28 protein-coding genes and 3 pseudogenes are annotated in these 23,699 nt (G+C 62.9%); 17 read left to right on the forward strand and 14 right to left on the reverse strand.

What is annotated here, in order from left to right:
- Positions 1–131: 131 nt before the first annotated feature.
- The 6 genes from FJ938_RS22905 (at position 132) to moaB (ending at position 3,898) form a co-directional block, all read left to right on the forward strand.
- Positions 132–356, forward strand: a complete 225-nt coding sequence (locus tag FJ938_RS22905) for a DUF2007 domain-containing protein (RefSeq protein ID WP_140611048.1) — start codon at positions 132–134, stop codon at positions 354–356.
- A complete protein-coding gene (locus FJ938_RS22910; protein WP_140697692.1) occupies positions 357–1,160 on the forward strand; it encodes a methyltransferase in 804 nt (267 codons plus the stop codon).
- Positions 1,161–1,238: 78 nt separating this feature from the next.
- Positions 1,239–2,102 (forward strand): S49 family peptidase, encoded by an 864-nt coding sequence (locus FJ938_RS22915; protein WP_140611044.1) that lies wholly within the window; start codon positions 1,239–1,241, stop codon positions 2,100–2,102.
- Positions 2,103–2,242: 140 nt separating this feature from the next.
- The gene (locus FJ938_RS22920) at positions 2,243–2,428 is read left to right on the forward strand and encodes a hypothetical protein (protein WP_140697695.1); all 186 of its coding nucleotides are present in this window, start codon (positions 2,243–2,245) and stop codon (positions 2,426–2,428) included.
- Positions 2,429–2,454: 26 nt separating this feature from the next.
- Positions 2,455–3,342 (forward strand): 4-(cytidine 5'-diphospho)-2-C-methyl-D-erythritol kinase, encoded by an 888-nt coding sequence (locus FJ938_RS22925; RefSeq protein ID WP_140697697.1) that lies wholly within the window; start codon positions 2,455–2,457, stop codon positions 3,340–3,342.
- Between the two features lies 1 nt (position 3,343).
- On the forward strand, positions 3,344–3,898 hold the full coding sequence (moaB, locus tag FJ938_RS22930) for a molybdenum cofactor biosynthesis protein B (protein ID WP_140611040.1): 555 nt from the start codon (positions 3,344–3,346) through the stop codon (positions 3,896–3,898).
- Between the two features lie 112 nt (positions 3,899–4,010).
- Here the strand turns inward: moaB and FJ938_RS22935 are convergent, their stop codons facing one another.
- Entirely contained in the window at positions 4,011–4,538 is a 528-nt protein-coding gene (locus FJ938_RS22935) for a glycosyltransferase (RefSeq protein ID WP_140697700.1), read from the reverse strand.
- Between the two features lie 148 nt (positions 4,539–4,686).
- On the opposite strand from FJ938_RS22935, the gene FJ938_RS22940 reads away from it, so the two are divergent.
- Together FJ938_RS22940 and FJ938_RS22945 are read left to right on the forward strand one after the other, a co-directional pair.
- The gene (locus FJ938_RS22940; RefSeq protein WP_140697703.1) at positions 4,687–5,841 is read left to right on the forward strand and encodes a PA0069 family radical SAM protein; all 1,155 of its coding nucleotides are present in this window, start codon (positions 4,687–4,689) and stop codon (positions 5,839–5,841) included.
- 153 nt (positions 5,842–5,994) lie between these two features.
- Positions 5,995–6,690 carry a ribonuclease HII gene (locus tag FJ938_RS22945; protein ID WP_140697706.1) on the forward strand — a complete coding sequence of 232 codons (696 nt, stop codon included), beginning with the start codon at positions 5,995–5,997 and terminating at the stop codon, positions 6,688–6,690.
- 214 nt (positions 6,691–6,904) lie between these two features.
- Here the strand turns inward: FJ938_RS22945 and FJ938_RS22950 are convergent, their stop codons facing one another.
- Positions 6,905–7,291: a hypothetical protein gene (locus FJ938_RS22950; protein WP_140697709.1), complete on the reverse strand. Its 387-nt coding sequence runs from the start codon at positions 7,289–7,291 to the stop codon at positions 6,905–6,907.
- A gap of 78 nt (positions 7,292–7,369) precedes the next feature.
- A complete protein-coding gene (locus FJ938_RS22955; RefSeq protein WP_140697711.1) occupies positions 7,370–7,921 on the reverse strand; it encodes a carboxymuconolactone decarboxylase family protein in 552 nt (183 codons plus the stop codon).
- Here FJ938_RS22955 and FJ938_RS22960 point away from each other — a divergent pair.
- Complete coding sequence (locus FJ938_RS22960) at positions 7,920–8,819, forward strand: AraC family transcriptional regulator (protein ID WP_246673469.1); 900 nt, start codon at positions 7,920–7,922, stop codon at positions 8,817–8,819. The two genes, FJ938_RS22955 and FJ938_RS22960, sit on opposite strands and share 2 nt — an antisense overlap.
- A gap of 144 nt (positions 8,820–8,963) precedes the next feature.
- Here the strand turns inward: FJ938_RS22960 and FJ938_RS22965 are convergent, their stop codons facing one another.
- The 8 genes from FJ938_RS22965 to FJ938_RS23000 all read right to left on the reverse strand — a co-directional run bounded on the left by FJ938_RS22965 (position 8,964) and on the right by FJ938_RS23000 (position 15,465).
- A complete protein-coding gene (locus tag FJ938_RS22965; RefSeq protein WP_140697714.1) occupies positions 8,964–9,455 on the reverse strand; it encodes a F0F1 ATP synthase subunit B in 492 nt (163 codons plus the stop codon).
- 10 nt (positions 9,456–9,465) lie between these two features.
- Complete coding sequence (locus FJ938_RS22970) at positions 9,466–10,047, reverse strand: F0F1 ATP synthase subunit B (protein ID WP_140611030.1); 582 nt, start codon at positions 10,045–10,047, stop codon at positions 9,466–9,468.
- A gap of 59 nt (positions 10,048–10,106) precedes the next feature.
- Positions 10,107–10,331 carry a F0F1 ATP synthase subunit C gene (locus tag FJ938_RS22975; protein WP_140611028.1) on the reverse strand — a complete coding sequence of 75 codons (225 nt, stop codon included), beginning with the start codon at positions 10,329–10,331 and terminating at the stop codon, positions 10,107–10,109.
- Positions 10,332–10,398: 67 nt separating this feature from the next.
- Positions 10,399–11,157 carry a F0F1 ATP synthase subunit A gene (locus FJ938_RS22980; RefSeq protein ID WP_140611026.1) on the reverse strand — a complete coding sequence of 253 codons (759 nt, stop codon included), beginning with the start codon at positions 11,155–11,157 and terminating at the stop codon, positions 10,399–10,401.
- 54 nt (positions 11,158–11,211) lie between these two features.
- Positions 11,212–11,619 carry an AtpZ/AtpI family protein gene (locus FJ938_RS22985; protein WP_140697717.1) on the reverse strand — a complete coding sequence of 136 codons (408 nt, stop codon included), beginning with the start codon at positions 11,617–11,619 and terminating at the stop codon, positions 11,212–11,214.
- A gap of 257 nt (positions 11,620–11,876) precedes the next feature.
- Positions 11,877–13,058: a cell wall hydrolase gene (locus FJ938_RS22990; protein ID WP_140697719.1), complete on the reverse strand. Its 1,182-nt coding sequence runs from the start codon at positions 13,056–13,058 to the stop codon at positions 11,877–11,879.
- Between the two features lie 298 nt (positions 13,059–13,356).
- Entirely contained in the window at positions 13,357–14,793 is a 1,437-nt protein-coding gene (gene der / locus FJ938_RS22995; protein WP_140697722.1) for a ribosome biogenesis GTPase Der, read from the reverse strand.
- Between the two features lie 6 nt (positions 14,794–14,799).
- Positions 14,800–15,465, reverse strand: a complete 666-nt coding sequence (locus tag FJ938_RS23000; protein ID WP_140611016.1) for a tetratricopeptide repeat protein — start codon at positions 15,463–15,465, stop codon at positions 14,800–14,802.
- A 192-nt stretch (positions 15,466–15,657) separates the two neighbouring features.
- Between FJ938_RS23000 and FJ938_RS23005 the strand changes: the two genes are divergently transcribed.
- Positions 15,658–16,656 carry a polysaccharide deacetylase gene (locus FJ938_RS23005; protein ID WP_140697725.1) on the forward strand — a complete coding sequence of 333 codons (999 nt, stop codon included), beginning with the start codon at positions 15,658–15,660 and terminating at the stop codon, positions 16,654–16,656.
- A gap of 34 nt (positions 16,657–16,690) precedes the next feature.
- On the opposite strand, the gene sbmA is transcribed toward FJ938_RS23005, so the two are convergent.
- Positions 16,691–17,950 carry a peptide antibiotic transporter SbmA gene (gene sbmA / locus FJ938_RS23010; protein ID WP_140611012.1) on the reverse strand — a complete coding sequence of 420 codons (1,260 nt, stop codon included), beginning with the start codon at positions 17,948–17,950 and terminating at the stop codon, positions 16,691–16,693.
- Between the two features lie 223 nt (positions 17,951–18,173).
- On the opposite strand from sbmA, the gene FJ938_RS23015 reads away from it, so the two are divergent.
- The 4 genes and pseudogenes from FJ938_RS23015 to FJ938_RS23030 all read left to right on the forward strand — a co-directional run bounded on the left by FJ938_RS23015 (position 18,174) and on the right by FJ938_RS23030 (position 19,411).
- On the forward strand, positions 18,174–18,359 hold the full coding sequence (locus FJ938_RS23015; protein ID WP_140611010.1) for a hypothetical protein: 186 nt from the start codon (positions 18,174–18,176) through the stop codon (positions 18,357–18,359).
- A 3-nt stretch (positions 18,360–18,362) separates the two neighbouring features.
- A complete protein-coding gene (locus FJ938_RS23020) occupies positions 18,363–18,593 on the forward strand; it encodes an RNA-binding protein (protein ID WP_140611008.1) in 231 nt (76 codons plus the stop codon).
- A 63-nt stretch (positions 18,594–18,656) separates the two neighbouring features.
- A pseudogene (locus FJ938_RS23025) lies at positions 18,657–19,043 on the forward strand (IS1 family transposase); the annotation flags it as partial.
- Positions 19,040–19,411, forward strand: coding sequence for an Imm8 family immunity protein (locus FJ938_RS23030; protein WP_140611004.1), 372 nt, complete (start codon positions 19,040–19,042; stop codon positions 19,409–19,411). The pseudogene FJ938_RS23025 and the gene FJ938_RS23030, both read left to right, overlap by 4 nt.
- On the opposite strand, the gene FJ938_RS23035 is transcribed toward FJ938_RS23030, so the two are convergent.
- Both FJ938_RS23035 and FJ938_RS23040 read right to left on the reverse strand, forming a co-directional pair.
- Positions 19,403–20,575 (reverse strand): YbfB/YjiJ family MFS transporter, encoded by a 1,173-nt coding sequence (locus FJ938_RS23035; RefSeq protein WP_140697728.1) that lies wholly within the window; start codon positions 20,573–20,575, stop codon positions 19,403–19,405. The two genes, FJ938_RS23030 and FJ938_RS23035, sit on opposite strands and share 9 nt — an antisense overlap.
- A 167-nt stretch (positions 20,576–20,742) precedes the next feature.
- Positions 20,743–20,916 (reverse strand): annotated as a pseudogene (locus FJ938_RS23040) (LysR family transcriptional regulator); the annotation flags it as partial.
- A 278-nt stretch (positions 20,917–21,194) separates the two neighbouring features.
- Between FJ938_RS23040 and FJ938_RS23050 the strand changes: the two are divergent.
- The 3 genes and pseudogenes from FJ938_RS23050 to FJ938_RS23060 all read left to right on the forward strand — a co-directional run.
- Positions 21,195–22,005: pseudogene (locus FJ938_RS23050) on the forward strand (LysR substrate-binding domain-containing protein); the annotation flags it as partial.
- Complete coding sequence (locus tag FJ938_RS23055; protein WP_140610996.1) at positions 22,002–23,258, forward strand: aminopeptidase; 1,257 nt, start codon at positions 22,002–22,004, stop codon at positions 23,256–23,258. The pseudogene FJ938_RS23050 and the gene FJ938_RS23055, both read left to right, overlap by 4 nt.
- Before the next feature lie 18 nt (positions 23,259–23,276).
- Positions 23,277–23,630, forward strand: coding sequence for a DUF488 domain-containing protein (locus FJ938_RS23060; protein ID WP_140610994.1), 354 nt, complete (start codon positions 23,277–23,279; stop codon positions 23,628–23,630).
- Positions 23,631–23,699 lie beyond the last annotated feature (69 nt).

The raw sequence follows: 23,699 nt of genomic DNA on the forward strand, positions 1-23,699 counted from the left end.
GGTTGGACAGCAAGCGGTCGATAGGGTGGGGCCGCGACCATGCCGTCGCTCAGAGGTAAGTCAGGGTGCTGGAAATGCCGGGAATCCACGTCCCCGTTTACATCAGCGCCGCAAACTGAGAGTTTCACCCGATGATAGAGCTCATCCGCACCAACGACGCCGTCATCATCTCCTTTGTCGAATCGCTGATGCGCGATGCCGGCATCGGCTGCTTCGTCGCCGACCAGAACATGAGCGTGCTGGACGGTTCTCTGGGCATCCTGCCGCGGCGCGTCATGGTCGACGCCGAGCAGGCCGACGCCGCGCGGCGCATCCTGAGGGACGCCGGCATCGCCAACGAGATTCGCGGAAAATAGATGTCGGCCGCGCCAGCCGCCCTCGCCCCGGACACACCGGCCCATACGGTCGACGCCTTCCATCGCGGCCGGTTCTGGCTCGTGCAGCCCAAGCATGGCGGCCACCGCGCCGGCATGGATGCGATGATGCTGGCGGCCTCCGTGCCGTCCGCCTTTGGCGGACGCCTCGCCGATTTCGGCGCCGGCGCCGGAGCCGCCGGCCTCGCGGTGCTGTCGCGCTGCCCGGGTGCGGCGGCGGCCGTGCTTGTCGAACGTGCGCCGGAAATGGCGGCATTCGCCTCAGCCACGCTTGCCCATCCCGGCAATGCGCATCTCAGCGATCGCGCAGCCGTGCTTGTCGCCGATGTCACGGTGTCGGGCCGCGCCCGGGCCGCCGCCGGCCTCGCCGACAATGATTTCGACTTCGTCATAATGAACCCGCCCTTCAACGCCGCACGGGACCGCGCCACGCCAGAGCGCCTGCGGAAGGAAGCCCATGTCATGGAAGACGGCTTGTTCGAAAGCTGGATCCGCAGCGCGGCGGCGGTGGTCAGGCCGCGCGGCGGGCTTGCCGTCATCGCGCGACCCGAACAGCTCGGCGCCATTCTCGATGCGATCGCCGGCCGTTTCGGCGACGCCGAGATGCTGGCCGTGCACCCTCGCCCCGACGCGACTGCGATCCGCATCGTCGTGCGCGCATCGCTTGGCGCGCGCGGAAAACTCGCCATCCGCCCGCCGCTGATGCTTCACGCGCAGTCGGGCAACGGCCCTGACGAGCGCAGCGAAATGATCACCAATGGTCTCGCCTCGCTGTTTGGAGATTGAGCTATTCCTGGCCGCCACATTGCCGTTGGCCGGGAAATCCCTACATGCCTGCAACCATCGACCGGAGACCGTCCTCTCGTGAAACGTCTTTTCAACCGACTGCTGCCGAAATCCTGGCGCTCCACCGTCGTCACCATTCCGGTCATCCGGCTGCATGGCACCATCATGGCCGGTGGCGGTCCGTTCCGGCCGAGCCTGTCGCTGGCCTCCACCGCTGGCCTCATCGAGAAGGCCTTTTCGTTCGACGCGCCGGCAGTCGCCATCTCGATCAATTCGCCCGGCGGCTCGCCAGTGCAGTCGCGGCTGATCTTCAAGCGCATTCGCGACCTGGCGAACGAAAAGAACAAGAAGGTGCTGGTCTTCGTCGAGGACGTCGCGGCCTCGGGCGGCTATATGATCGCGGTCGCCGGCGACGAGATCTTCGCCGATCCGTCCTCCATCGTCGGCTCCATCGGGGTCGTCTCGGCCTCGTTCGGCTTTCCGGAGCTGATGAAGAAGATCGGCGTCGAGCGCCGTGTCTACACCGCCGGCCAGAACAAGGCGGTGCTCGATCCGTTCAAGCCCGAGAAGAAGGAAGACGTCGAGCGGCTGAAGGCACTGCAACTCGAGGTGCACGGCACGTTCATCGATCTCGTCAAGGAGCGGCGCGGTACCAGGCTGAAGGACGATCCGGACCTGTTCACCGGCCTGTTCTGGACCGGCAAAAGGGGTCTTGAGCTTGGCCTCGTCGACGCGCTCGGCGACATGCGCACGGTGCTGAAGACCCGGTTCGGGACGAAGACGCAACTCAGACTGGTGTCGGCGCCGCATGGTTTCCTCGGCCGCTTCGGCCTGTTCGGCTCAAGCAAGGGCTTTTCGGCGCCTGACATCGCCGCCGCGGCCGCCAGCGGCGTCATCGATGCGGCGGAAGAGCGCGCATTGTGGGCTCGCTTCGGGCTTTGAAAAGCCGGTAAAACCGTCTAGCATGAAGGCTTGAAGTCTAATGCATTGTTGTCTTCCCGAAACCGAACACACTTTTGGACAACATGCATAACCGACCCGACCGGTCGCATTCGCCGGCCCAGCGTGGGAGGAGTTTTGACATGCCGCAGATCATTTTCTTCACCGTCGTTGCCGTCGCCGCCTATTTCGGCTACCGCACTTTCGTCAGGGAAGCCGAACGCGTGACGGCCAAGGTGCGGCGCACCGAAAAGCAGGCGGCCAACGGCGCGATGGGAACGCTGGTCAAGGATCCGAAGACCGGCGAATACCGGCTGGCCAAGGACTGAACATCATCCCCCATACGACTGACGCCGTGGACACCGACATCGGTTCGCGCACCTGGCATGCGCATGCCAAAATCAATCTGGCGCTGCATATCACCGGCAGGCGCCCCGACGGTTATCACCTGATAGAAAGCCTGGCAGTGTTCACGCGTTTTGGCGACCGGGTCGAGATCGCGCTCGCCGACAGCGACGATTTCATCGTGTCCGGCCGTTATGCGCCGGCAGTTCCCCTGGACGACAGCAACCTCGTACTCAAGGCGCGCGATGCCTTGCGGAAATCGGCTGCATCCGAAAGAACTCCGCCCGTCGTCATCAGGCTCGAGAAAAACCTGCCGGTCGCCTCCGGCGTCGGCGGCGGATCGAGCGACGCGGCGGCGGCCCTGCGCGGGCTGGCACGGACATGGAGCCTGGACATCGATGGCGCCGAACTGGCGCGGATCGGCCTCTCGCTTGGCGCCGACATACCGATGTGCCTGGCGGCAAAGCCGCTGGTGGCGCGCGGCATTGGTGACGAACTGTCGATGGTGCCGGACTTTTCAGCGCTGGGACTGGTGCTGGTCAATCCTGGAGTGCCGCTCCCGACGGCGGACGTCTTCGCGGCGCTTTCCCATCGCGACAACGAGCCATTGCCGCCGTTGCCGCGCAGCATCGATTTTCACAGCCTGCGCAATTGGCTGGAGGTCACCCGCAACGATCTCGAGCCGGCGGCCGTTGCCATGCAGCCCGCCATAGGCAGGGCGCTTTCATGGCTGAACAAGGCCGGATCAGGATTTTCGCGCATGTCCGGATCGGGCGCGACATGTTTCGGCCTGTTCGAGACCGGCAATGTCGCCAAGCGCGCGGCCGCCGAGATCCGAAGCCGCCAGCCCGACTGGTTCGTCGCGGCAACGCGCAGCATGACATCGGAGGCTGAGTGAGATGGCCACGACTGACGAGGGCCGTTCTTTCATTCCCGTGCGCATCGCGGTGCTGACCGTTTCGGACACGCGCGGCCTCGCCGACGACAAATCCGGCCAGACGCTGGCAGACCGCATCACCGAGGCCGGCCACATCCTGGCCGCCCGCGATATCGTTACCGACGACCGTGACAAAATCCGTGACAAGGTGCTTGGCTGGTCGAAGGACACGGGGATCGACGTCGTCATCACCACCGGCGGCACCGGCTTCACCGGCCGAGACGTGACGCCGGAGGCGCTGGAGCCGATCTTCGAAAAGCGTATGGACGGCTTTTCGGAAGTGTTCCACCGCATCTCCTACGACAAGATCGGCACCTCGACGATCCAGAGCCGGGCGACCGGCGGCGTCGTCAACGCCACCTTCGTCTTCGTGCTGCCGGGCTCGCCCGGCGCCTGCAAGGACGCCTGGGACGGCATCCTCAAGGCGCAACTCGACTATCGGCACATGCCCTGCAACTTCGTCGAGATCATGCCGCGCCTGGACGAGCATCTGCGGCGCGGAAAAGCCGCTCCATGAAAACCAAAGGCTGAATGGCTTTCCAAGCGCCATTTCCAAAAACGGAACGGCAGCGGCGCCTCCGCTAACCCGCGTCACATTTTCTGCAATGCGAAACAGCCGTTGCAAAATATCACTTCGAAGAGCGGTGTTCCTGCTTGGCCGGGGCGACCCAGATCTCGGCGTCGAGTTTCTTTGTCGCCAGGCCGCGCGCAAGAGCCGCGGCGCTGCCGGCGTTCTTCGACAGGGACGCGGCCTGACGCTTGCTGATCACCAGCCCTTCGGCGAGCGCCCGGTTTCCCGAAAAGACGCGGGCCAGGAACGGCGCGCGGCTGCCCCGCGCGCGTGAGAAGCGCGCCGCCATGGTTTGCCTGGCCGTGTGGACGACGACCGCCTCGATCCAGCCCTCCACCAGCCGTGAGCCCGGTTCCAGCAGCAACAGCCAATCACCCTTGGCCTGCCGGATGCCGGCGGCGATGCCGCCGCTCGCCACATACTGGCAACCGGCGTGCTCGGCGACATAATGCGTCTGGTCGGTGGAACCTGTGTCGCAGACGACGACCTCGCGCACCACGCCCTCGACCGCCCCGCCAATCAACGAGCCGAGCGTGCGGGCAAGAGCCTCCTCGTCATTGCGGGTTTCGATGAGAACACTGAGCATGTCAGCCGAATAGCGGAAACCCGCGCACAGCGCCAGTTTTGCAACGCAACATAGAAAGTTCTTGCTTTGTTCTCATAGGCGAAATAGGAATAATTTCATGAGCAGAGCGATTCGACACAACATGGACACTCCTTGGGAGCGGGCAAAGATGGAACCGATCATGCGTGCCGACATTGCCGCCTTTGGGGCAGGAAGAGCCGAGATGGCCAATGCGATGATCGAGCAGAGCGGCATGCGCATCCGTCCGGACCGCAACCGCGGCCGGTCGGCGGGCATCAATCCGTCCGGCCGGTTCGAACCTGTCAGCCGGCATGTTTTCGATGATGGCTGGAGTTCCCTGGAGGAACTGCCCCCGTTCAAGACCGAGGTGCAGGTGGAAAAACCGCGCACCATCATCACCCGCAATGAATCGCCCGATATCTCCTTCGACCGGTCAATCAACCCTTATCGCGGCTGCGAGCATGGCTGCGTCTATTGCTTCGCGCGACCGACACACGCGTTCATGGGCCTGTCGCCTGGCCTGGATTTCGAATCCAAGCTGTTCGCCAAGCCGGATGCGGCACGCTTGCTCGACAAGGAACTGTCTAAGGATGGCTACCAGCCGCGCACCATCGCCATCGGCACCAACACCGACCCCTACCAGCCGATCGAGAAGCAGTACCGGATCATGCGCGAGATCCTCGAAGTGCTGGAAGCGCGCGGCCATCCGGTCGGCATCGTCACCAAGTCCGCTCTGGTGACGCGCGACATCGATATCTTGTCGCGCATGGCCGAACGTGGGCTCGCCAAGGTGGCGCTGTCGGTGACGACAATGGATCGCATGCTGGCCAGGACCATGGAGCCGCGGGCGTCAACGCCGTCCAAGCGGCTAGAAGCGATCAGGCAGCTTTCGGATGCCGGCATTCCAACTTCGGTGATGGTGGCGCCGATCATCCCCGGTCTTACCGACCAGGAAATGGAACGGATCCTCGATTCGGCGCGTGCCGCCGGCGCGCGCGAGGCGGGCTATGTCGTGCTGCGCCTGCCGCTGGAAGTCAGCCCGATCTTCAAGGACTGGCTGCTGCGCCACTATCCCGACCGCTATCGCCACGTGATGTCGCTGATCCGCTCGATGCGTGACGGCAAGGACTATGATTCGGAATGGGGCAAGCGCATGAAGGGCGCCGGACCCTATGCCTGGCAGATCGGCCGCCGCTTCGAGATCACCGCCAAACGACTCGGACTCAACGCCGAACGGCGCACCCTGCGGACCGACCAATTCGTCGCTGCCGGAAAGGACCAGGAGCAGTTGATGCTGCTCTGAAGATCCCAAAGCGCTGCGGCAGTTTCATTGCTGCCAAGCAAAAAATCCCGTCCGGCCTGCCCCGGCCTGCAGACGGTGCCCTCCCGGTCCGGCGCCCCACCCGACCCGGAGGGACTTGCGGAGAATCGGAGCCGATGCGAACCTCGCCGCAACATGGCTCGCGCGCGTTCCGATTCTCCGCTTCTCTTCGAAATCGTCGAGAAGCCCGATTTCTCCTTCGAGACGAAGGCGATGGCCGACGGCCTGTGGCCGGTCGCGGGGATGGATGAGGCCGGCCGTGGCCCGCTGGCCGGGCCGGTCGTCGCCGCCGCGGTGGTGCTCGATCCCGTCAATATCCCCGAAGGGCTAGATGATTCCAAACGGCTGAGCCATTTGCAGCGCGAAGCGCTTTTCCTGCGTATCATCGGTTCGGCGCTTGGGGTTTCGATGGCGTCGATCAGCGCTGAAGGCATCGACAACAGCAACATCCTCAAGGCGAGCCTGGAAGCGATGCGCCGTGCCCTGGTCGGCCTGCCGGTAAAACCCAAGCTCGCGCTCGCCGACGGACGCGACGTGCCGCCGGGACTGCCGTGCGACGGGCGCGCGCTGATCAAGGGCGATCAGCGCTCGCAGTCGATCGCGGCCGCTTCCATCGTTGCCAAGGTGATGCGCGACCGCATGATGTGCGGCTGCGGCCACCACCACGAACGATACGGGTTCGAGGTCCATATGGGCTACGCCACGGCCCGGCATCGCACGGCGATCGAGGCGCATGGCCCGGTCGCGCGACTTCACCGCGTATCGTTCGCGCCATTCAGGCTGGGCGGTGCCGAGGTCATTGAAGAAGAGGTCCTCGCTGGGTTGGATTAAACACTTAGTCCGCTATCGGTCACTTCCCGCATAACGCACAGCCGAATGGCTGCTTCTGGTTTCGCTTAGCCAATAACGGGATCGACCGGCGCTGACCGGCAGGGGTCGCGATTTCATAGGATGTACCGCCAAGGCTTAGGCTTAGCGCCGACCTTGTCACAGCAGCAACGGCCCAAGACAACTCGGCCGCTGTCCAGTGATTTCCCACCAGCTTTCAGGTGTGCACCGTCCCCATCGCGCGATTCTCACCCTTGGGAGCGTTGAATAGGAGGGTGACCAGGAGAACCGCAGCGCCGTTTGCCCAGTAGTAGAAGGCGTCCAGACCCTGGAGGCCGAGCGCGAAGGGCACTGCGACGAAGACAATTCCGACGAGACGGTCAACCGCCAAATGCAGCCAATATGGCAGCACACGGAACACACCGGTCCTGTGATCGGTGAACAGGGTCAGGATGAACGCGGCCACGCCGGCTGCGACCGACACCCAGAGCGCCGGCTGATTGCCGCGGCCAAGTCCGAGCAGGAACGGCGTGGCCGCCAGGCTCAGCGCAACGGGATAGTCGAGGAAGGCATGAACGGTCTTTGTGACGAAACGAAAATTCATGACACTCTCCGATTGCGTTTGAAGGTTTTGGGGCAAACGGGCGCGGCGCCGGACCGGTTGTGCGCCGCGCCCATCGGGTCAGGCGGCAGAGCGCAGTTCGACGTCGACCTTGGGGAAATCGATCTCCGTCAACGCGACGTTGTTGGTGTAGTTGGTCAACACATTGATGGCGACATTTGCGACGATCTCGACGATGTGCGCATCGCCGAGACCGGCCGAACGCGCTGCGACAAGATCCCCATCCAGGACCTGCCCCCGCACGTCGATGAGACGACGCGCCAATGAGACAACGGCCGTGTCCAGCGCGGTTTCAGCGCTGCCCTCGCGGGCTTTGCGAATACCTTCCGGGGACAAGCCTGCGCCCTTGCCCATCAGCGTATGGGCTGAGAGACAATAAGAGCATTCATTCGCCTGCCCGACAGCGAGCGAAATGATCTCGCGTTGCTTCGCCGTGAGCACACCCTTGCCAAGGGCATCGGACAAAGCGAGGTAGCCGTTCAGCACGGCGGGCGATTGGGCGAAGGTGGAAAAAAGATTCGGCACCATGCCGATTTTGGCTTTGACTCCCGCCAGCGTGGTCTGGACGGCAGCGTCGGCATGGGCAGTGTCGATAGGAGCGATACGGGGCATGTCAGAGTTCCTTGTGTTGATTGCACGCCACTCCTATATGCAGCACTCCAGGTACTCTTCGGTGCCAATAACTTTGCTGATCGTTCCAATGGACCCGTTGGCCGCCCTCTTTACCCATGTCACGCCAACCGCTCAGACGTTCTTCACCGGGACGCTCTGCCAAGCGCTGCAATTCACTGGTGTGGGTCATCTGCACATGCTCAAGGCTGGCGAGCTCAGGGTCAGCCGAAGCGGAGAGGCCGATCTCGAATTCCTTGAGCCAACCCTGCTGTTTTTTCCGCGTGGGCGGACCCATGACTTCGCGGTTGATTCCATGCGCGGGGCCGACCTCGTCTGCGCAACCGTCGAACTCGGGGGTGCGGAGGGCAATCCCATTGCACTTGGCCTGCCAGACTGCGTGGTCCTGCCGCTCGCAGAGCATCCGGCGCTGCGGCCGGTTTGTGACCTGCTGGTCGGCGAAGCGTTCGCGGAAGGCGGTGGCCGCCAGACGGCGCTCGACCGGCTCTTCGAGTATCTCCTGATCCTGATCGTGCGACACGTCATCGAATGCGGCGTTGTCTCAACCGGCGTTCTCGCCGGGCTCGCCGACCCACGTCTCGTCAAAGCGCTGACGGCCATACACGAAGCGCCGAAGAAGCACTGGAAGCTCGAGGAGCTCGCCGAAGTCGCAGGCATGTCACGCACGCGTTTCGCCGAGCATTTTCGGAAGCTGATCGGTCGGCCACCGATTGAATACCTGACGGTCTGGCGCATCACGATCGCGCGCCAGCTTCTTGGTAAGGGCAAACCTGTCAAGACCGTCGCAGCACAGGTCGGCTACGACAGCGCGGCCGCCTTCTCGCGGGTGTTCAGCCGAGTCACCGGGCACCCGCCGCGCGATATTAGCCAACCACAGTAGGACGCTCGCCGAAACCTTCGAAGGCGGCGACTCCATTGCCTCCTCGCAGTCGATCTCGCGGTCGGAACGGGGGAGATTATCCGCGCACAACAAAAAAGCCGCCAGGTTGCCCGGGCGGCTTCATGTCTGCGGTTCAAGAACCGCTCAGTTCAGCTTGGCCTTCACATCCGCGAGCGAAGCCTTGAACAGGTCGGCCCCGGCCTTGACGTCGACCTTGGCGGCGAGCAGCGCGCGGGCGGCCTCGACGGCGATGTCGACGGCGCTGGCACGCACTTCGCCGATCGCCTCACGCTCGGCCTGACCGATCTTCTGTTCGGCCAGCGCGGTGCGCCGGGCGACATAGTCCTCGGTCTTCTTGTGCGCCTCGGCGGCGAGCAGTTCGGCTTCGCGCTTGGCGGCCGCGACGATGGCGGCAGCCTCCTGCTCTGCTTCCTTGCGCTTCTTCTGGTACTGGCCGAGCAATTGCTGGGCCTCGTCACGCAGCTTGCGTGCCTCGTCGAGCTCGCTGCTGATCCTGGCGGCGCGCGCATCAAGGGCCTTGGCGATCAGCCCGGGCACCTTGATGTAGATGGCAATGGCCACGAAAATGACGAGGGCAATCGTGGCCCAAAGCGTTGCGAGAGATGTAGCGTCCATGATGCGCTCCTCACCGGGCCACGGATTTGACCGCGGCCGCGATCTCGGCCTTGCTGGCCTTGCCGCCGACAAGTGCCTCGACAATTGCCGAAGCGGTATCCTCGGCAATGGTGCCGACTTCCTTCATGGCGTTGGCCTTGATGGAAGAAATGCGCGCCTCGGCCTCGCCAAGCTTCGCATCGAGGGCGGCCTCGATCTTCTTGCGAGCGGTCTCGGCTTCCGCCTTGGCCGCATCGTTGGCCTGCTGACCGATCGAGTTGGCGTTCTTCTTGGCTTCCGCCAGTTCCTGCTCGTAAGCAGCGACGGCAGCGTCGGCCTCGCCCTTCAACCTGGCCGCATGGTCGAGATCCTGACTGATGCGGTCATTGCGGACGTCGATGATGCCGCCGACACGCGGCATCACCACCCTCTTCAGGAAGAGGTAGAACAGCCCGAACGTGATCGCCAGCCACAGAAGCTGCGACGGGAACGTCGCAGGATCGAATGGCGGGAACGCGCCGTGTGCTTCCGCAGGCACGCCGGTACCGGAATGCGTGTCGCCTTCCGTGGTGGCAGGCGCGGACTCTTGCGCAAAGGCAGATGTCACGAACATGGACTATCCCCGAAATTCAAGCCCCGAACGCCGTGGCGTTGGGCCAGATGGCGCAAGGCTTACTTGAACAGGGCCAGAAGCGCGATGAGAAGGGAGAAAATGCCCAGAGCTTCGGTCACGGCAAAACCGAAGATCAGACGGCCGAACTGGCCATCGGCTGCCGACGGATTGCGCAGCGCGCCCGAGAGATAGCTGCCGAAGATGTTGCCCAGGCCAATACCCGCGCCACCCATGCCCAAGCAAGCGATGCCGGCGCCGATGTACTTTGCTGCTTCCACGTCCATTTGTTCAACTCCTTTGGATCTAAAATTCCGTTGCGATTCCATCCGGCAGCCATGCCGGAAACTCGAATTAGTGCGAAGGATGCAGGGCGTCGTTCAGATACATGCAGGTCAGCACCGCAAAGACATAGGCCTGCAAGAGCGCCACGAGCAGCTCCAGCGCCGTCAACGCCACTGCCATGGCCAGCGGCAAGATCGAACCCGCAACGCCAAGCGCACCCAGCGCGCTCAGGCTGACGACAAATCCCGAAAACACCTTCAGCGTGATGTGACCTGCGAGCATGTTCGCGAACAGACGAACCGAGAGGCTGACCGGGCGCGATACGAAGGAAATCACCTCGATCGGAACAACAAGCACCATCATCACGAGGGGCACGCCCTTCGGCACGAACAGCTTCAGGAAGCCAAGGCCATGCTTCATGAAGCCGTAGACGATGACGGTGCCAATCACCAGGATGGCCAGGCCGAAGGTCACGATGATATGGCTGGTAACGGTGAAGAAATAGGGGAACAGGCCGAGCAGATTGGCGACCAGCACGAACATGAACAGCGAGAACACGAACGGGAAGAACTTCATGCCCTGCGTGCCGGCGGCATCGCGCAACATGTTGCCGACGAATTCATAGGCCATTTCGGAGACCGACTGCAGCCGGCCGGGAACCAGGCTCCTGCTCGACGTCGTCAGGAACAAGAACGCCGCCGCCACGAACACGGTCGCGACCATGAACAGCGCCGAATTGGTGAAGGACAGGTCGTAGCCGCCGATATTAATCGGAATCAGCTTGATGATATGGAACTGGTGGATCGGATCGACCTTGTCAGCTGCCACGTTCTAACCCCGTCAATGCCGCGTACGGCCAAATTACCATTGCCGCGAGAGCGGCTATTTGCTGTCGTCCCGGTCAGAGCGCGATTTGTCGCCCTGTCCGAATTCCGCCACAACGCCCGCTGAACGCATGACATTGAGCACGCCGGCGCCAAAACCCAGCAGCAAGAAAACGATCAGACCCCACGGCGATGTCCCCGCCATACGGTCGATGATCCAGCCGATGCCGGCGCCCACCACCACGCCAGCGATAAATTCACTGGAGAGTTTGACCGCCTGGCCATAACCGGCCGCACTGCCCGCTTTCGCGTCGTCTTTCCCCTCGCGCCGGTTCGGCAGCCTTGTCGCAAGCGATGCTTCAAGTTCACGCCGACGTCGCTCAAGATCGTCATCGCGGATGCCGGCTTCATGCTGCTTGCCGCGGCCGGTTTCTCCGGTTCCGTCTGGCCCGCTTTTATCGGCCATCGTAACCCCCCTGCCCGGTCAGACCGTCACCGTCCGTCCGCTTCTAAAGTCGCCGGCAACATAGTTAGAGGGTTTGCGCCCGTCAAGCCACGGGCGGAAGTTCATTGTCATGTATTTTAGGTAATAAAATCAATCTATTAGAGAGGTGCGACATCGTGCCCGCCACGAGGATGGGGATGCGTTGCACGAATCCCCCCTGCAATGGCTCCCCAATCAGCCGCACAAGCGCATGAAAAGATCGGCGATCTGCCGGGGCCTCAGCTCCAGCCGCCGCCATGGGTGCGATAGAAGATATGCAGGCCGATCTTGGTCATCTTCTGCATCGTGTGCGCCCAGCCCGGATGGACGTACTGGGCGTAGTAATGCGTCGATGATCCGACCTCCGGGATGAAGATCTTGCCGGCGGTGGCGGCCATGGCGATGTCCTGCGCGGTCTTGTAGGCGACAGGATTGTCGATGCGCTTCTTCCTGCCGTCGCAGGCGAAGGAAAACTGGCAACGGTTGAACCAGCTGTCGTTCTGGTAGACGACGCCGCAGATCGAATTGGGATAGGCGGGGTTGCGGACGCGGTTGAGGATGACCTGGGCGACAGCGGCCTGACCGCGCACGGATTCGCCGCGCGCCTCGAAATAGATGCCATTGGCCAGGCATTTCTGCTCGGGCTTGGAGAAGACGCTGGCTGGAAGCGGGTTCTGGATCCACCAATGGTCACCCTTGGCCATCGGCGGAATGAAGCGGCCGCTGTTGGGCTGTTCGTCCTGAAGCAGGGCTTCGAAGGGCGAGGCCTTGGCGTAGTCCGGCGCGGATTGCGCATAGGCGGTCGCCAGCACATCCGGATGGGAGTTGTTGACCAGGGCGGCAAGCATGGCCGGCACGCCCGGATCCGGCTTCTTGTCCTCACGCGCATGGAATTCCGAGGCGATCTGGATTTCCTTGCCTTTGATCTGCGGCTTGGCGAACGCCATCTTCAGGCCGCTGTCCATGGTCGGCCGCATCAGGGAGGAGGTCCGCTGGAAGATCGACCCGGCGTTGAAGTTCTTCGGCGGTGCAACGGGAGACACCTGGACGATGCGGCCCTTCTTGTCGGCTCGCACGACGCGGTCCTCGTCTGGCGTCGCGCTTACCTTGCCGCCCTTGCCCCGGAACGAGACGGAGCCGACGCCGGGAAGGCGCACGCCGGAACCGGAGAGCGACGCGGTTTTATCAGAATCGACGAACGGCATCTCGGCGGCATGAACCGAGCCGGCAACGGATTTTTCGACATAGGAATTCCAGCGCGCGGTCGGTGCCTCAAGGCCGGACACCAGGCTCGTCACATCCTGGTAGGCGGCGACGGTCGGGAAGCCTATCCAGATGCCGAGACCGATGATGAGCGGGGATACGAAGCTGCGTTTCTCACCGGCGGCGGCAACAAGCCGCTTCAACATACGTCGATGCACGGAACTCTCTCCAGGAACGCTACTGACCCCACTGGAGAGCAAAATGATGCATTAACCTTGATGGGACGTTAACGGGATTGATCGGGTTTTCTCAGTCGGCTCAAGGTCGTGGTTTCGAAGTCGGGCGGTTTTGCGGCGGAGCACTCAGGTCGGACGCAGAAAGATCGGCGAGGCAATCAGCGCGCAAATTGCGGTCGGCTCGCAGACATATTGATGGAAGCGGCGCGACAGGCATTGCCGGAAAGCACGAGGGCCAGCGATGCCGGCCTGCGGGCCGTGGCCTGATCGGCGCCGAGGTTCAGCCGCGCTTCTTGGCCCGGCCGGCGAACGGATTGTCCGAGGTGCGCAGCGCCATGCGGATCGGCACGCCGGGCATGTCGAAGGCTTCGCGCAGGCTGTTGGAGAGATAGCGCACGTAGGATTGCGGCATCGCGTCCGGGCGCGAGCACTGGACCACGAAGCCCGGCGGCCGCGTCTTGGCCTGGGTGACATATTTGACCTTCAGCCGGCGCCCGGCAACGGCGGGCGGCGGATGATGCGCCAGGATGGCTTCCAGCCAGCGGTTGAGCCTGCCGGTCGAGACGCGGCTGTTCCAGACCTTGTGGGTCTTCAATACTGCGTCCATAAGCTTGTCGAGGCCGCGTCCAGTCTCGGCCGAAACCGGCACAGCCTGAATGCCGCGCACCTGCGGCAGCAGCCGCTCGGTCTTCTCGCGCAGTTCCGCCAGCAGCTCCTGCGGGTTGTCGATCAGGTCCCATTTGTTGAAGGCGATCACCGGCGCCCGGCCCTCGCGGATGATCAGGTCGGCGATCTGCAGATCCTGCTTCTCGAAGGGAATGGTGGCGTCGAGCACGATGATGACGATCTCGGCGAAACGGATGGCGCGCAAGCCATCCTGCACCGACATCACTTCCAGCTTTTCGTGAATCTTGGCCTTGCGGCGCATGCCTGCCGTATCGAACAGTTTTATCCGCCGCCCGCGCCAGTCCCAATCGACGGAGATGGAATCGCGGGTGATGCCGGCTTCCGGCCCGGTCAGCAGCCGCTCCTCGCCGATCAGCGCGTTGATCAGCGTCGACTTGCCGGCGTTCGGACGCCCGACGACGGCGATGCGCATCGGCTTGGTGTCGTCATAGGCAGGCGCATCCTCGGCGTCTGGATCGGCGATGTCCTCGCCGATCAGCACTTCGCTGGCGGCGACCTCTTCGTCATCCTCATCATCTTCGCCGAAGGCGCGCTCCTCGCCAAGTGCTGCGATCACCGCATCCCGGAGATCCGGCAGGCCCTGGCCGTGTTCGGCCGAGACCGGGATCGGCTCGCCGAGGCCGAGTTCCCAGGCCTCCAGCATGCCGCCCTGCGCGCCTTTCGCCTCGGCCTTGTTGGCGACCAGCACGACCGGCTTGCCGGATTTGCGCACGATCTCGGCAAAGGTCCTGTCGTCCGGCAGCAGGCCGGATTTGGCGTCGATGGTGAAGAAGATCAGGTCGGCCTCGCGGATGGCGATCTCGGTCTGCGCGCGCATGCGTCCGGGCAAGGTCGAGGCGCCGGCGTCCTCGAAACCGGCGGTGTCGATGACGTCGAAATGCAGGTCGTAAAGCTTGGCGGCATGGACACGGCGATCGCGTGTCACGCCCGGCGTGTCGTCGACAAGCGCCAGCTTCTTTCCGACCAGCCGATTGAAAAGAGTCGATTTGCCGACGTTAGGCCGGCCGATGATGGCTACCTTGAACGTCATCCGAAATCACGACGCGTTGCCCGAGCCGCGGATCAGCTCGGACATCAAGGTCGCCCGCTCGCGCGTGTTGCGCGGGGCGCCGTCATCGGCGGCGATCTGGTCGAACAGCTTCAACGCATCCTGGGTCTTGCCTTCCTTCCAGGCGGCAAGGCCGAGCGCCTCGCGCGCGGTATGACGCAGCGTGTTGGTGTCCGATGTCAGCGCCTCGACGCGGCTGGAGACATCGGCGAAAGAGCCGTGATCGACAAGCAGAAGTGCTGCCCTCAGCCGCGCCATGTCGCGAATGCCCTGGGGGATGGCGGTGTCGGCCGCGACCTCGTCGAAATCCTTGACGGCGGCATCGACGTGGCCCTTGTTCGCCTTGACGGTCGCGGCGCGCATGCGGGCAAGCAGCGGATAGGCGCCGTAGCCATCTTTCTCCAACTGATCGAGCGCAGCCAGTGCCTCGTCGTTCTTGCCGTCGTTCGCAAGCTTCAAGGCCTGCGAGAAGGCGTCGCCGGATCGGTTGGCGCGTGTCTCGTCCCAATAGCGATAGCCGACGAAGGCGGCGGTGCCGAGCACCACGAGCACCGCAACGGCAAGCAAGGCCGGGCCGAAACGGTCCCACAGCGCCTGCGCCTGTTCGCGACGGATCTCGTCGTTGACTTCACGGATAAAACTGTCGTCGGACATCAATCAAACCATTCCTGCCCCGGGCCGGGGCGGTTCATGAGCCCGCGTTTTAGCGAAATTTTGTCGGCATGGAAGGGGTTCGACCGGAAAATCGCCTATTGCCAGGGCAAACGGACGAAAAGGCCAATCGCACCCGCGCCACATTTGGGCGATAGCCGGCTTTCTGACCGACCGGAGCCTGTAAATTTGCCTATGTCTTGTTTGTGTCGCGTTGTCGCGTTCTCGCTCGCCACTGTCGGCGGGGCTCTGGCCGATCCTCCCGCGCCGCCACTGCCGGCAAAACCGAAGCAGATCGTCATCATCTCCTTCGACAGCGCCCGCGATGTCTCGCAGTGGAAGCGCAGCCGGGCGCTGGCGCAACGCACAGGCGCGCACTTCACCTATTTTCTATCCTGCGTCTTCCTGCTGTCGCCAGAGACGCGCAAGGAATACACCGCACCAGGCAAGTCGGCCGGCAAATCCAACATCGGCTTTGCCGCCTCCAGGCAGGAAGTGGCCGAGCGGCTCGAACAGATCGGCCTTGCCGCCCGTGAGGGCCATGACATCGCCAGCCACGCCTGTGGCCATTTCGATGGCAAGGACTGGAGCAAAGCCGACTGGCTGAAAGAGTTCGCCTCGTTCGAGCATATTCTCGAGAACGCCTACACGATCAACGGCATCACGCCCGAACCGGGAGGCTGGCAAAACTTCGCGCGGCATGCGGTGGTTGGCTTCCGTGCCCCCTATCTGTCGACCAGCAAGGCGCTTTACGAAGCGTTGCCCGCCGCCGGCTACCAGTTCGATGCCAGCGGCGTCTCACAGGGCCCTGCCCGGCCACCGACCGTCGGCGGCATCACCCGCTTTTCACTGCCGCAGATCCCGGAAGGGCCGAAATCGCGGCCAGTGATCGCCATGGACTACAACCTCTATGTCCGCCACTCGGGCGGCTTCGAACGGCCAAGCCAGGCGGACGAGTTCGCCAACCGGACCTATGACGCTTTCCGCGCGGCCTTCGACGCGCAATACCAGGGCAAGCGCATTCCGTTTGAGCTCGGCTTCCACTTCACGCTGATGAATGACGGCGCCTACTGGAATGCGCTGGAGCGCTTTGCAGGCGAGGTCTGCGTCAAGTCCGATGTCGAGTGCATCAGCTTCCGCGACTATGTCGAGCGGCAGGGCGGAGGCCGAAAAAAGGGCTCGGTTGGCGGCTGAACCGCCAACGCTTCGCACCAATATCCAATCTTTTTCAAGCCGGGTCCTCGGCGCCCTGTCTTGCGAGATAGCGCTGGTCGATGTCAGGTAGCGGCGCGCCTTCCAGCGTCGCCTCGAAGGCGCGCAGGCGCTTGTGGACCGACTGCAGCTCGACGATGGTCGACCAGGAGGTGAGCAGGAACTGCAGCGAGCCCGTCACCTTGCCGAACGCATTCGATATCTGGTTCAGCGCGCCGAACGTTATCTTGTGCGCGACCAGCGAAGGGCCCAGGATCAGCAGGGAGAAAATGTTGTCGGCCTGCAAGTAGGTGTACCGGACGACGTTGAAATAGATGTAGTGGAAATAGAGCCTGAAATAGTTGTGTCGGACATTGGCGAACAGCTCGGCCGTGGTGGCGGGTTGCGCCCGGTCCGCGTGATCCTCGCCATAAACAAGCTCCTTGCGGTAAGCGGCTTCGACACGCTGGTTGCGGAACTGCAGCCCCGGAAGCTTCAGGCCGGCAATCATCACCGAGATCGTTCCGAACAGACACCAGGCAAGGGCCGCGACGACCAGCGGCTGCGGGATCGCGCCGACGATCGGCAATTCGCTGATGTGGGCCTGCAACTGGATCATGACCGGCAAGAAGGCGATCAAGGTCATGATCGACTGGACGAAGCTGGAACCGAGATCTTCCATAATCTGCGAGAACCGCATCGTGTCTTCCTGGATGCGCTGCGAGGCGCCCTCGATATGGCGCAGTCTGGTCCAGTTCTCGATGAAATAGTTGTTCATCGCCGTGCGCCAGCGGAAGATCCAGTGGCTGACGATGAAGGCATTGACGACCTGCACGTTCATGCCCACCAGCGCAAGCCACGAGAAGTCGGCCAGTCCGGTGTAGAACTCGCCATTGGTAGACTTTCCCGTCCCCGACATCAGCCCTTGCACATAATCAAAGAAAGGTCCGTACCAGGCGTTGACGGCGACACTGACCTGCACATTGAAATAGATGAAGAACAGGATGACCGCGGTCATCAGGATCGACCAATTCTGCCATGGATGCGGCGAGTACCAGGTCCAAAACGCGTAGAAGATGGCCACGCATGCCACGAAATAAATATAGAACCAGAGGAACGGCTTCGACACCAGAACGGCGATGCCGATGATTGGTGGTGTCCCCGCAGCGGCTGGCGGCAGGCCAAACACAGCTCCCAGTTGCTCACCACCAAAAAACCAGAACAGGATCGCCGCAAGGCTCCAGACGGCGGCCGAAGAAAAGAAGAGCTTCGGCTGCGGGAAGAAGGATACGAACACTGGGGCGAATTCCTCGATCGATGCGCAAATCAGCTGATGACGGCGGGCATAAAGTCACACATTAGGGGGAAAGAAAATGCCTGCCCGATACCCGGCACAGAGCAAGACCACAAATCATGGCGATTTTGGGTAGTGTCTCAGTTTGAAATCCCGCGATACCGCTTTTAGGTTTGGCATTAAAGCGGTAAGCCCCATATGCTTAGCGGAAAGCATGGGAGCTTCAGTGGCCTACACTGTCATCTGGTATGGAAGACGGGGCGTCATCGACAAGGTGACCTTTGACGCTGAGAAGACGGCCAAAGATCATGCAATCGCCATGTTCCAGACCCGAAGGGGTGACGATGGCGTCGTATGCGTTGAAGTTCGCAAGGACAACGGCGCTGTCGTCTTTAGCCACGCGGAGAACTAGAGAATGCCAACCGGACCTAAAGGCCAGAAGCGGCCCGCCGACGTGATCGGCAACGCCGTCCGCGTCATGCGCATTGCAACAGGCGAGGAAGCCGACGAAATCGTTGAAGACGGCAAAGACCCTGCCGCCAAGGCGCTCGGCGCGAGGGGCGGAAAGAAGCGCGCTGAGAACATGACGCCAGAGCGGCGCGCAGAGATCGCCAAGAAGGCGGCTGCGAAGCGTTGGTCTAAGTAGGGTTTTTGTTGTCCTTGCCGCCAGTCAACGGTAGCTGAATTGTATGGCGAGCCGGAAGGCAAGGCGGTGCCACAGGAACGCCGCTACAGCCCCGCCGTATGCACTGGCGCGAAGAAGACCCGCATCGAAGGCCAGCCCGACCTGACGCACGTCAGCACGTCGCACGTCGAGCGCCAGAACCTCACCATGCGGATGCAGGTGCGCCGCTTCACTCGCTTGACCAACGCGTTTTCGAAGAAGTTCGATAACCACGTCCATATGGTCGCGCTGTACACGGTTTGGTACAACTTCATCCGCGTTCACAAGACGCTGAAAATGTCGCCGGCAATGGCCGCTGGCGTGTCGGCAACGTTGTGGTCGATGGACGATCTCTGCGGAATGATGGACGCCGTCGCGCCGAAACCGGGCAAGCGCGGACCGTACAAGAAACTCAAGGTGCCTGTCTCATGAAGGCCGAGTACAGAGGCTACCGTTTTACAAACTCCGCCATATTGGGGGAAGACCCGGCCACTTGGCTTCCAGACGATCCCGCTGACTTCTTGGTTGAAATAGACTTCTACGCTGGCGAAGCAGGCAAGGAAGGGTCAGACGCGTTCACGGCAACGGTTTGCTCGACAAATAGGTTTCTGCGGTCCCAGACAGAAAAGGTCTTTTCAGGCGGCGGCGTAATCTTCATGCCTAGGTTCGATCATCTAGAGCTGGAGAGTTTCCTGAGCGAACGTTGTGCGGTTGAGGGCGAGACGTGGAACGATATCGCCTTCCAGCTTTCCCGCTTAGGCGAATGGGAGTTTGAGTACCTGCTTGGAAATTCAAACTGAGACACTACCCGATTTTGGCGCGGCCGACCAGGTGATGACGCCGGAAACGATCAGCATGGCCGCGGCGACGATCGAAGCGAGAAAGAAATCGCCTGACATCTGGGCCAGAAACCCGGCGGCGATGGGGCCGATGATCTGGCCAAGGCCGAACGACGCCGTCATCAAGGCAAAGATGCGCCGGGGCGCCCTTGGCGCCTGCTGCCGCGCTGCCTGCAGGCCGAGCGCGGTGATGGCAATGAAGGTGCCGCCGAGCAGCAGGCCGCCAAGCAATGGCCCCGAATATCCGCCAAGCGCCACGCTGGCGGTGACGCCGATCACCTCGATGAAGCACGCCAGCGCATAGGCGCCATAGAGCCCGATCCGCGTGGCGATCTTCTGCCAGGGCCAGGTCGAGGGAAAGCCGGCGAGGCCGGCGACCATCCATACCATGGCCTCGAAAACGCGGCTGCCACCGCCTTGGCGCACGATGGCGACCAGGAATGTCGCGGTCACCACATAGCCAAACCCAAACAGGCCGTAGGCGACGATGACCTTCATCAGCGACCGGTCTTTCGGCAGTGCCGACTCGCGGGTGGTTTCGCCATTGGCGAGCGGGCCCTCGTTTGCCAGGAGCGCGACGACCACGAAACCACATGCCGAAATGGCCGCAGACCAGAGCCAGCCGGCCGCCCAGCCGGCATGCCCGGTGACCAGCACCGCCATCATCGCCGCCGATATCGCGATACCAAGGCCGACGCCGCCAAAATGCCAGGCCTGCAGGTCGCCACGACCGGCGGCGGCAATATGGCTGAAAACGATGCTGGCCATGAACACCATGACAAAGGCGCTGGCGAGACCCGCCAGAAAACGGATGACGAGAAAGGCGACCATTGTGTCGGTCAGCCCCATCAGCGCGGCAAGCACGGTGCTGGCGCCAAGACCTGTCAGCATCAGCAAACGCTCGCGCCCATGCGCCCAGCCGCCAGCCGCGGCAAGCGCCCCGACAAGGTAGCCGAGGTAATTGGCGGAAGCGATCCACCCGGCATTGGCCGGCGACAGATGCAGTTCTTCCATCATGCCGGGCAGGATCGGCGTGTAAACGAAACGGCCGATGCCCATGGCGACGGCCATGGCAATCATGCCTGCGAAGGCGAAGCGCAGCGCTGTGGAGTTGGCCGATTTCATTGCAGCGCACAATAAATGCAGCGACCGCCGAAACAATCCGCCTTTCATTGGGCCAGCGGGGCCTCAGCGCGCCATGCTCCGCTTGACTTTTGCATGATCCCGAACGCGCGACGTCCGCTCAGCAGCGCCCACGGAAACCGACGCGAAATGAAGCGGTCTCATGTGCTCGCCGTACGCTCGAACAGCGCCTGGCCGAGTTGCTTTTCGGTGCGGCTTATCTGCTGGCTGACGGCGCTGACGGAAACGTTGAGCTCGCCGGCGGCCGCCGCCAGCGATCCGAGACGGGCGACGGTTTCGACGGCGCGAAGCCCATTGAGATGGACGCGGTTGAGCATGGCCATTTGAGTTTTTCTAAACCGATCCGACCGGAATCTCAATTGAAAGACAGACCGAAACGACAGACCTTGTTGAGGAGAGACAGACCCGCGGAGCCGGAAATGCTGAGGATGCTGTCGTCGCTGAAGGTGATGTTCGCCGGCGAATGCGTCGCATGAGCCACTCTGCGACCGCGATACGCAGAGGTGGCTGACCGACCCGCTGTCGCATCCAGTGCTGAACGCCATGTCGCAGCGTGAACTCGCTGACGTGCCGTTCAGGCTGACGGCGCGGCGGACCGTGCATGGTCCTGACCGAATTCGGCGCCATTCGCCACCCGCCTCGGCGCGGGGTTTCGCGAGCTTGCCCACGCGGTGGCGATGGCGGACGAAGCGACCCAATGCACGCTGGTGGTTTCGGTGGCACCGGCCTTCGCCTCGAAATGGCTGCTGCCGCGGCTGTCGCGCCACTTCGCCCGGCATCCCGACGTGCTGCTGCGCATCGACGCCTCGGTGCGGCTCACCGATCTCGATCACTCGGACATCGACATCGCCATCCGGCTTGGCGACGGCAAATGGCCGGGCGGGCGAGCAGAACTGCTTTTGGCGCAGGAGATCTTCCCGGTCTGCGCGCCATCGATCGCTGGCAAATTGCAATCGATCGAAGATTTGGCGCTGACCTGCGCCATCACCGACGAACGGGCGATGATCAACTGGGAAAGCTGGTTCGCCGCCGCCGGCGTTCCGCCCGTCACCTTCCAGAAAGGCGCGCGCTTTACCGATCCGATGCTGTGTCTGGAATCGGCGATCGCCGGCCATGGCGTGATGCTGGGCTGGCAGTTGCTGACGGCCGATGCACTGGCCGACGGGCGGCTGGTGGCGCCGTTCGGGGTCCGCGCCCAGAGCGGGCTCGGCTATTGGCTGGTCACCTCGTCAGCCAAGACCGAAAGCCGCAAGGTCCGGGACTTCAAGGTCTGGATCAAGGAAGAGATCGAGGCGACGATGGCGCAGTTCGGATCGGCGACTGCAGGACCCGCTGGCACGAACGCGGTGGAAAGCGGCGTGGCACCGGTCTATGTTGAACGAGACATCCCACTACGACAGGCAGGATCATGACCACACATTCGCGCGGCGTTTCCGCAACGATCGACCCGGTGAAGCTCGACAGGCTGGCGGAAGTCGCCATCAAGGTGGGATTGCAATTGCAGCCCGGCCAAGATCTGGTGCTGACCTCGTCGATCGCGGCGCTGCCGCTGACCAGGCGCATCGTCGAGCATGCCTACAAGGCCGGCGCCGGATTGGTGACGCCGATCTTCAACGATGACGAGATAACGCTGGCGCGCTACCGCTTCGGCGCCGATGCCGGCTTCGACCGCGCCGCCGGCTGGTTGTATGAGGGCATGGCGAAGGCCTTCTCCAACAATGCGGCCCGGCTTGCCGTGCGCGGCGAGGATCCCTCGCTGCTGTCGGCGCAGGACCCGGCCAAGGTGGCGCGCGCCAACAAGGCCAATTCGGTGGCCTACCAGCCGGCGCTGGAAAAGATCACCGGCTTCGACATCAACTGGAACATTATCGCTTATCCCGATCTGGCCTGGGCCAGGCAAGTCTTCCCGGACGACGCCGACGATGTCGCCGTGGCGAAGCTCGCCGACGCTATCTTCGCCGCCTCGCGCGTCGATGTCGAGGATCCGATTGGCAACTGGAAGGCGCACAACGTAGCGCTGCGCGGCCGCACTGAATGGCTCAACGGCCATAATTTCCACGCCCTGCACTTCACCGGACCGGGCACCGACCTGACGGTCGGGTTGGCAGACGGCCATGAGTGGATGGGCGGCGCCTCGACGGCCAAGAACGGCATCACCTGCAACCCCAACATCCCGACCGAGGAAGTCTTCACCACGCCGCATGCAAGGCGTGTCGAAGGCCATGTCTCCTCAACGAAGCCGCTGTCCTACCAGGGCACGCTGATCGACGAGATCTCGGTGCGTTTTGAGGCAGGCAGGATCGTCGAGGCCAAGGCGTCCAAGGGCGAGGACGTCTTGAAGAAAGTGCTCGACACCGACGAAGGCGCACGCCGCCTCGGCGAAGTGGCGCTGGTGCCGCATTCCTCGCCGATCTCGGCCAGCGGCCTGCTGTTCTTCAACACGCTGTTCGACGAGAACGCCGCCTGCCACATCGCGCTCGGTCAGTGCTATTCGAAATGCTTCGTCAATGGCGCCTCGCTCAGCCAGGACGAGATCGCGGCGCGTGGCGGCAACAAGAGCTTCATCCACATCGACTGGATGATCGGTTCGGACAAGATCGACATTGACGGCGTCAACAAGGATGGCAGCCGCGTGCCGGTGATGCGCAAAGGTGAGTGGGCCTGAGCGAGCCGCAGAGGGGTGATGGCCTTCGACATCAAGCTAAAGCGCGTCTATGAAACGCCGGAACCCGGCGATGGCCAACGCGTCCTGGTCGACCGCATCTGGCCGCGCGGCGTCAGCAAGGAGGACGCCGCGCTGACGCTATGGCTGAAGGACATCGCACCGAGCGACGACCTGCGCAAATGGTTCGGCCATGAGCCGGCGCGTTGGGAAGAGTTTCAGCGGCGGTATCGAGCCGAGCTGGATAACAATGACGATGCGGTGACGGTGCTGCGCACTCTGCTTGATAAAGGCCGGGTGACGTTGCTCTACGGAGCGCATGACGAGGCGCACAACAATGCAGTGGCGCTGGCGGGGTACCTGCGGGGGGATTGAAGCGGTTTTCGAAAGCTGGCGGGACAGCGCCCCCCTCTGTCCTGCCGGACATCTCCCCCACAAGGAGGG

Source organism: Mesorhizobium sp. B2-4-14, from assembly GCF_006442155.1.
In the GTDB taxonomy this organism is placed as follows: domain Bacteria; phylum Pseudomonadota; class Alphaproteobacteria; order Rhizobiales; family Rhizobiaceae; genus Mesorhizobium.

Excerpts from the sequence above, each read along its gene's own strand:
- FJ938_RS23020 (WP_140611008.1), top strand. The coding sequence starts at position 18,363 with ATGCCAACCGGACCTAAAGGCCAGAAGCGGCCCGCCGACGTGATCGGC.
- FJ938_RS23055 (WP_140610996.1), top strand. The coding sequence starts at position 22,002 with ATGACCACACATTCGCGCGGCGTTTCCGCAACGATCGACCCGGTGAAG.
- FJ938_RS22965 (WP_140697714.1), bottom strand. The coding sequence starts at position 9,455 with ATGGACGCTACATCTCTCGCAACGCTTTGGGCCACGATTGCCCTCGTC.
- FJ938_RS22985 (WP_140697717.1), bottom strand. The coding sequence starts at position 11,619 with ATGGCCGATAAAAGCGGGCCAGACGGAACCGGAGAAACCGGCCGCGGC.
- FJ938_RS23060 (WP_140610994.1), top strand. The coding sequence starts at position 23,277 with ATGGCCTTCGACATCAAGCTAAAGCGCGTCTATGAAACGCCGGAACCC.
- FJ938_RS22960 (WP_246673469.1), top strand. The coding sequence starts at position 7,920 with ATGTCAGAGTTCCTTGTGTTGATTGCACGCCACTCCTATATGCAGCAC.
- FJ938_RS23005 (WP_140697725.1), top strand. The coding sequence starts at position 15,658 with ATGTCTTGTTTGTGTCGCGTTGTCGCGTTCTCGCTCGCCACTGTCGGC.
- FJ938_RS22970 (WP_140611030.1), bottom strand. The coding sequence starts at position 10,047 with ATGTTCGTGACATCTGCCTTTGCGCAAGAGTCCGCGCCTGCCACCACG.
- FJ938_RS22975 (WP_140611028.1), bottom strand. The coding sequence starts at position 10,331 with ATGGACGTGGAAGCAGCAAAGTACATCGGCGCCGGCATCGCTTGCTTG.
- der (WP_140697722.1), bottom strand. The coding sequence starts at position 14,793 with ATGACGTTCAAGGTAGCCATCATCGGCCGGCCTAACGTCGGCAAATCG.
- FJ938_RS22910 (WP_140697692.1), top strand. The coding sequence starts at position 357 with ATGTCGGCCGCGCCAGCCGCCCTCGCCCCGGACACACCGGCCCATACG.
- FJ938_RS23000 (WP_140611016.1), bottom strand. The coding sequence starts at position 15,465 with ATGTCCGACGACAGTTTTATCCGTGAAGTCAACGACGAGATCCGTCGC.
- FJ938_RS22905 (WP_140611048.1), top strand. The coding sequence starts at position 132 with ATGATAGAGCTCATCCGCACCAACGACGCCGTCATCATCTCCTTTGTC.
- FJ938_RS22935 (WP_140697700.1), bottom strand. The coding sequence starts at position 4,538 with ATGCTCAGTGTTCTCATCGAAACCCGCAATGACGAGGAGGCTCTTGCC.
- FJ938_RS22950 (WP_140697709.1), bottom strand. The coding sequence starts at position 7,291 with ATGAATTTTCGTTTCGTCACAAAGACCGTTCATGCCTTCCTCGACTAT.
- FJ938_RS22920 (WP_140697695.1), top strand. The coding sequence starts at position 2,243 with ATGCCGCAGATCATTTTCTTCACCGTCGTTGCCGTCGCCGCCTATTTC.
- FJ938_RS22955 (WP_140697711.1), bottom strand. The coding sequence starts at position 7,921 with ATGCCCCGTATCGCTCCTATCGACACTGCCCATGCCGACGCTGCCGTC.
- FJ938_RS23035 (WP_140697728.1), bottom strand. The coding sequence starts at position 20,575 with ATGAAATCGGCCAACTCCACAGCGCTGCGCTTCGCCTTCGCAGGCATG.
- FJ938_RS23030 (WP_140611004.1), top strand. The coding sequence starts at position 19,040 with ATGAAGGCCGAGTACAGAGGCTACCGTTTTACAAACTCCGCCATATTG.
- moaB (WP_140611040.1), top strand. The coding sequence starts at position 3,344 with ATGGCCACGACTGACGAGGGCCGTTCTTTCATTCCCGTGCGCATCGCG.
- FJ938_RS22940 (WP_140697703.1), top strand. The coding sequence starts at position 4,687 with ATGGAACCGATCATGCGTGCCGACATTGCCGCCTTTGGGGCAGGAAGA.
- FJ938_RS22945 (WP_140697706.1), top strand. The coding sequence starts at position 5,995 with ATGGCTCGCGCGCGTTCCGATTCTCCGCTTCTCTTCGAAATCGTCGAG.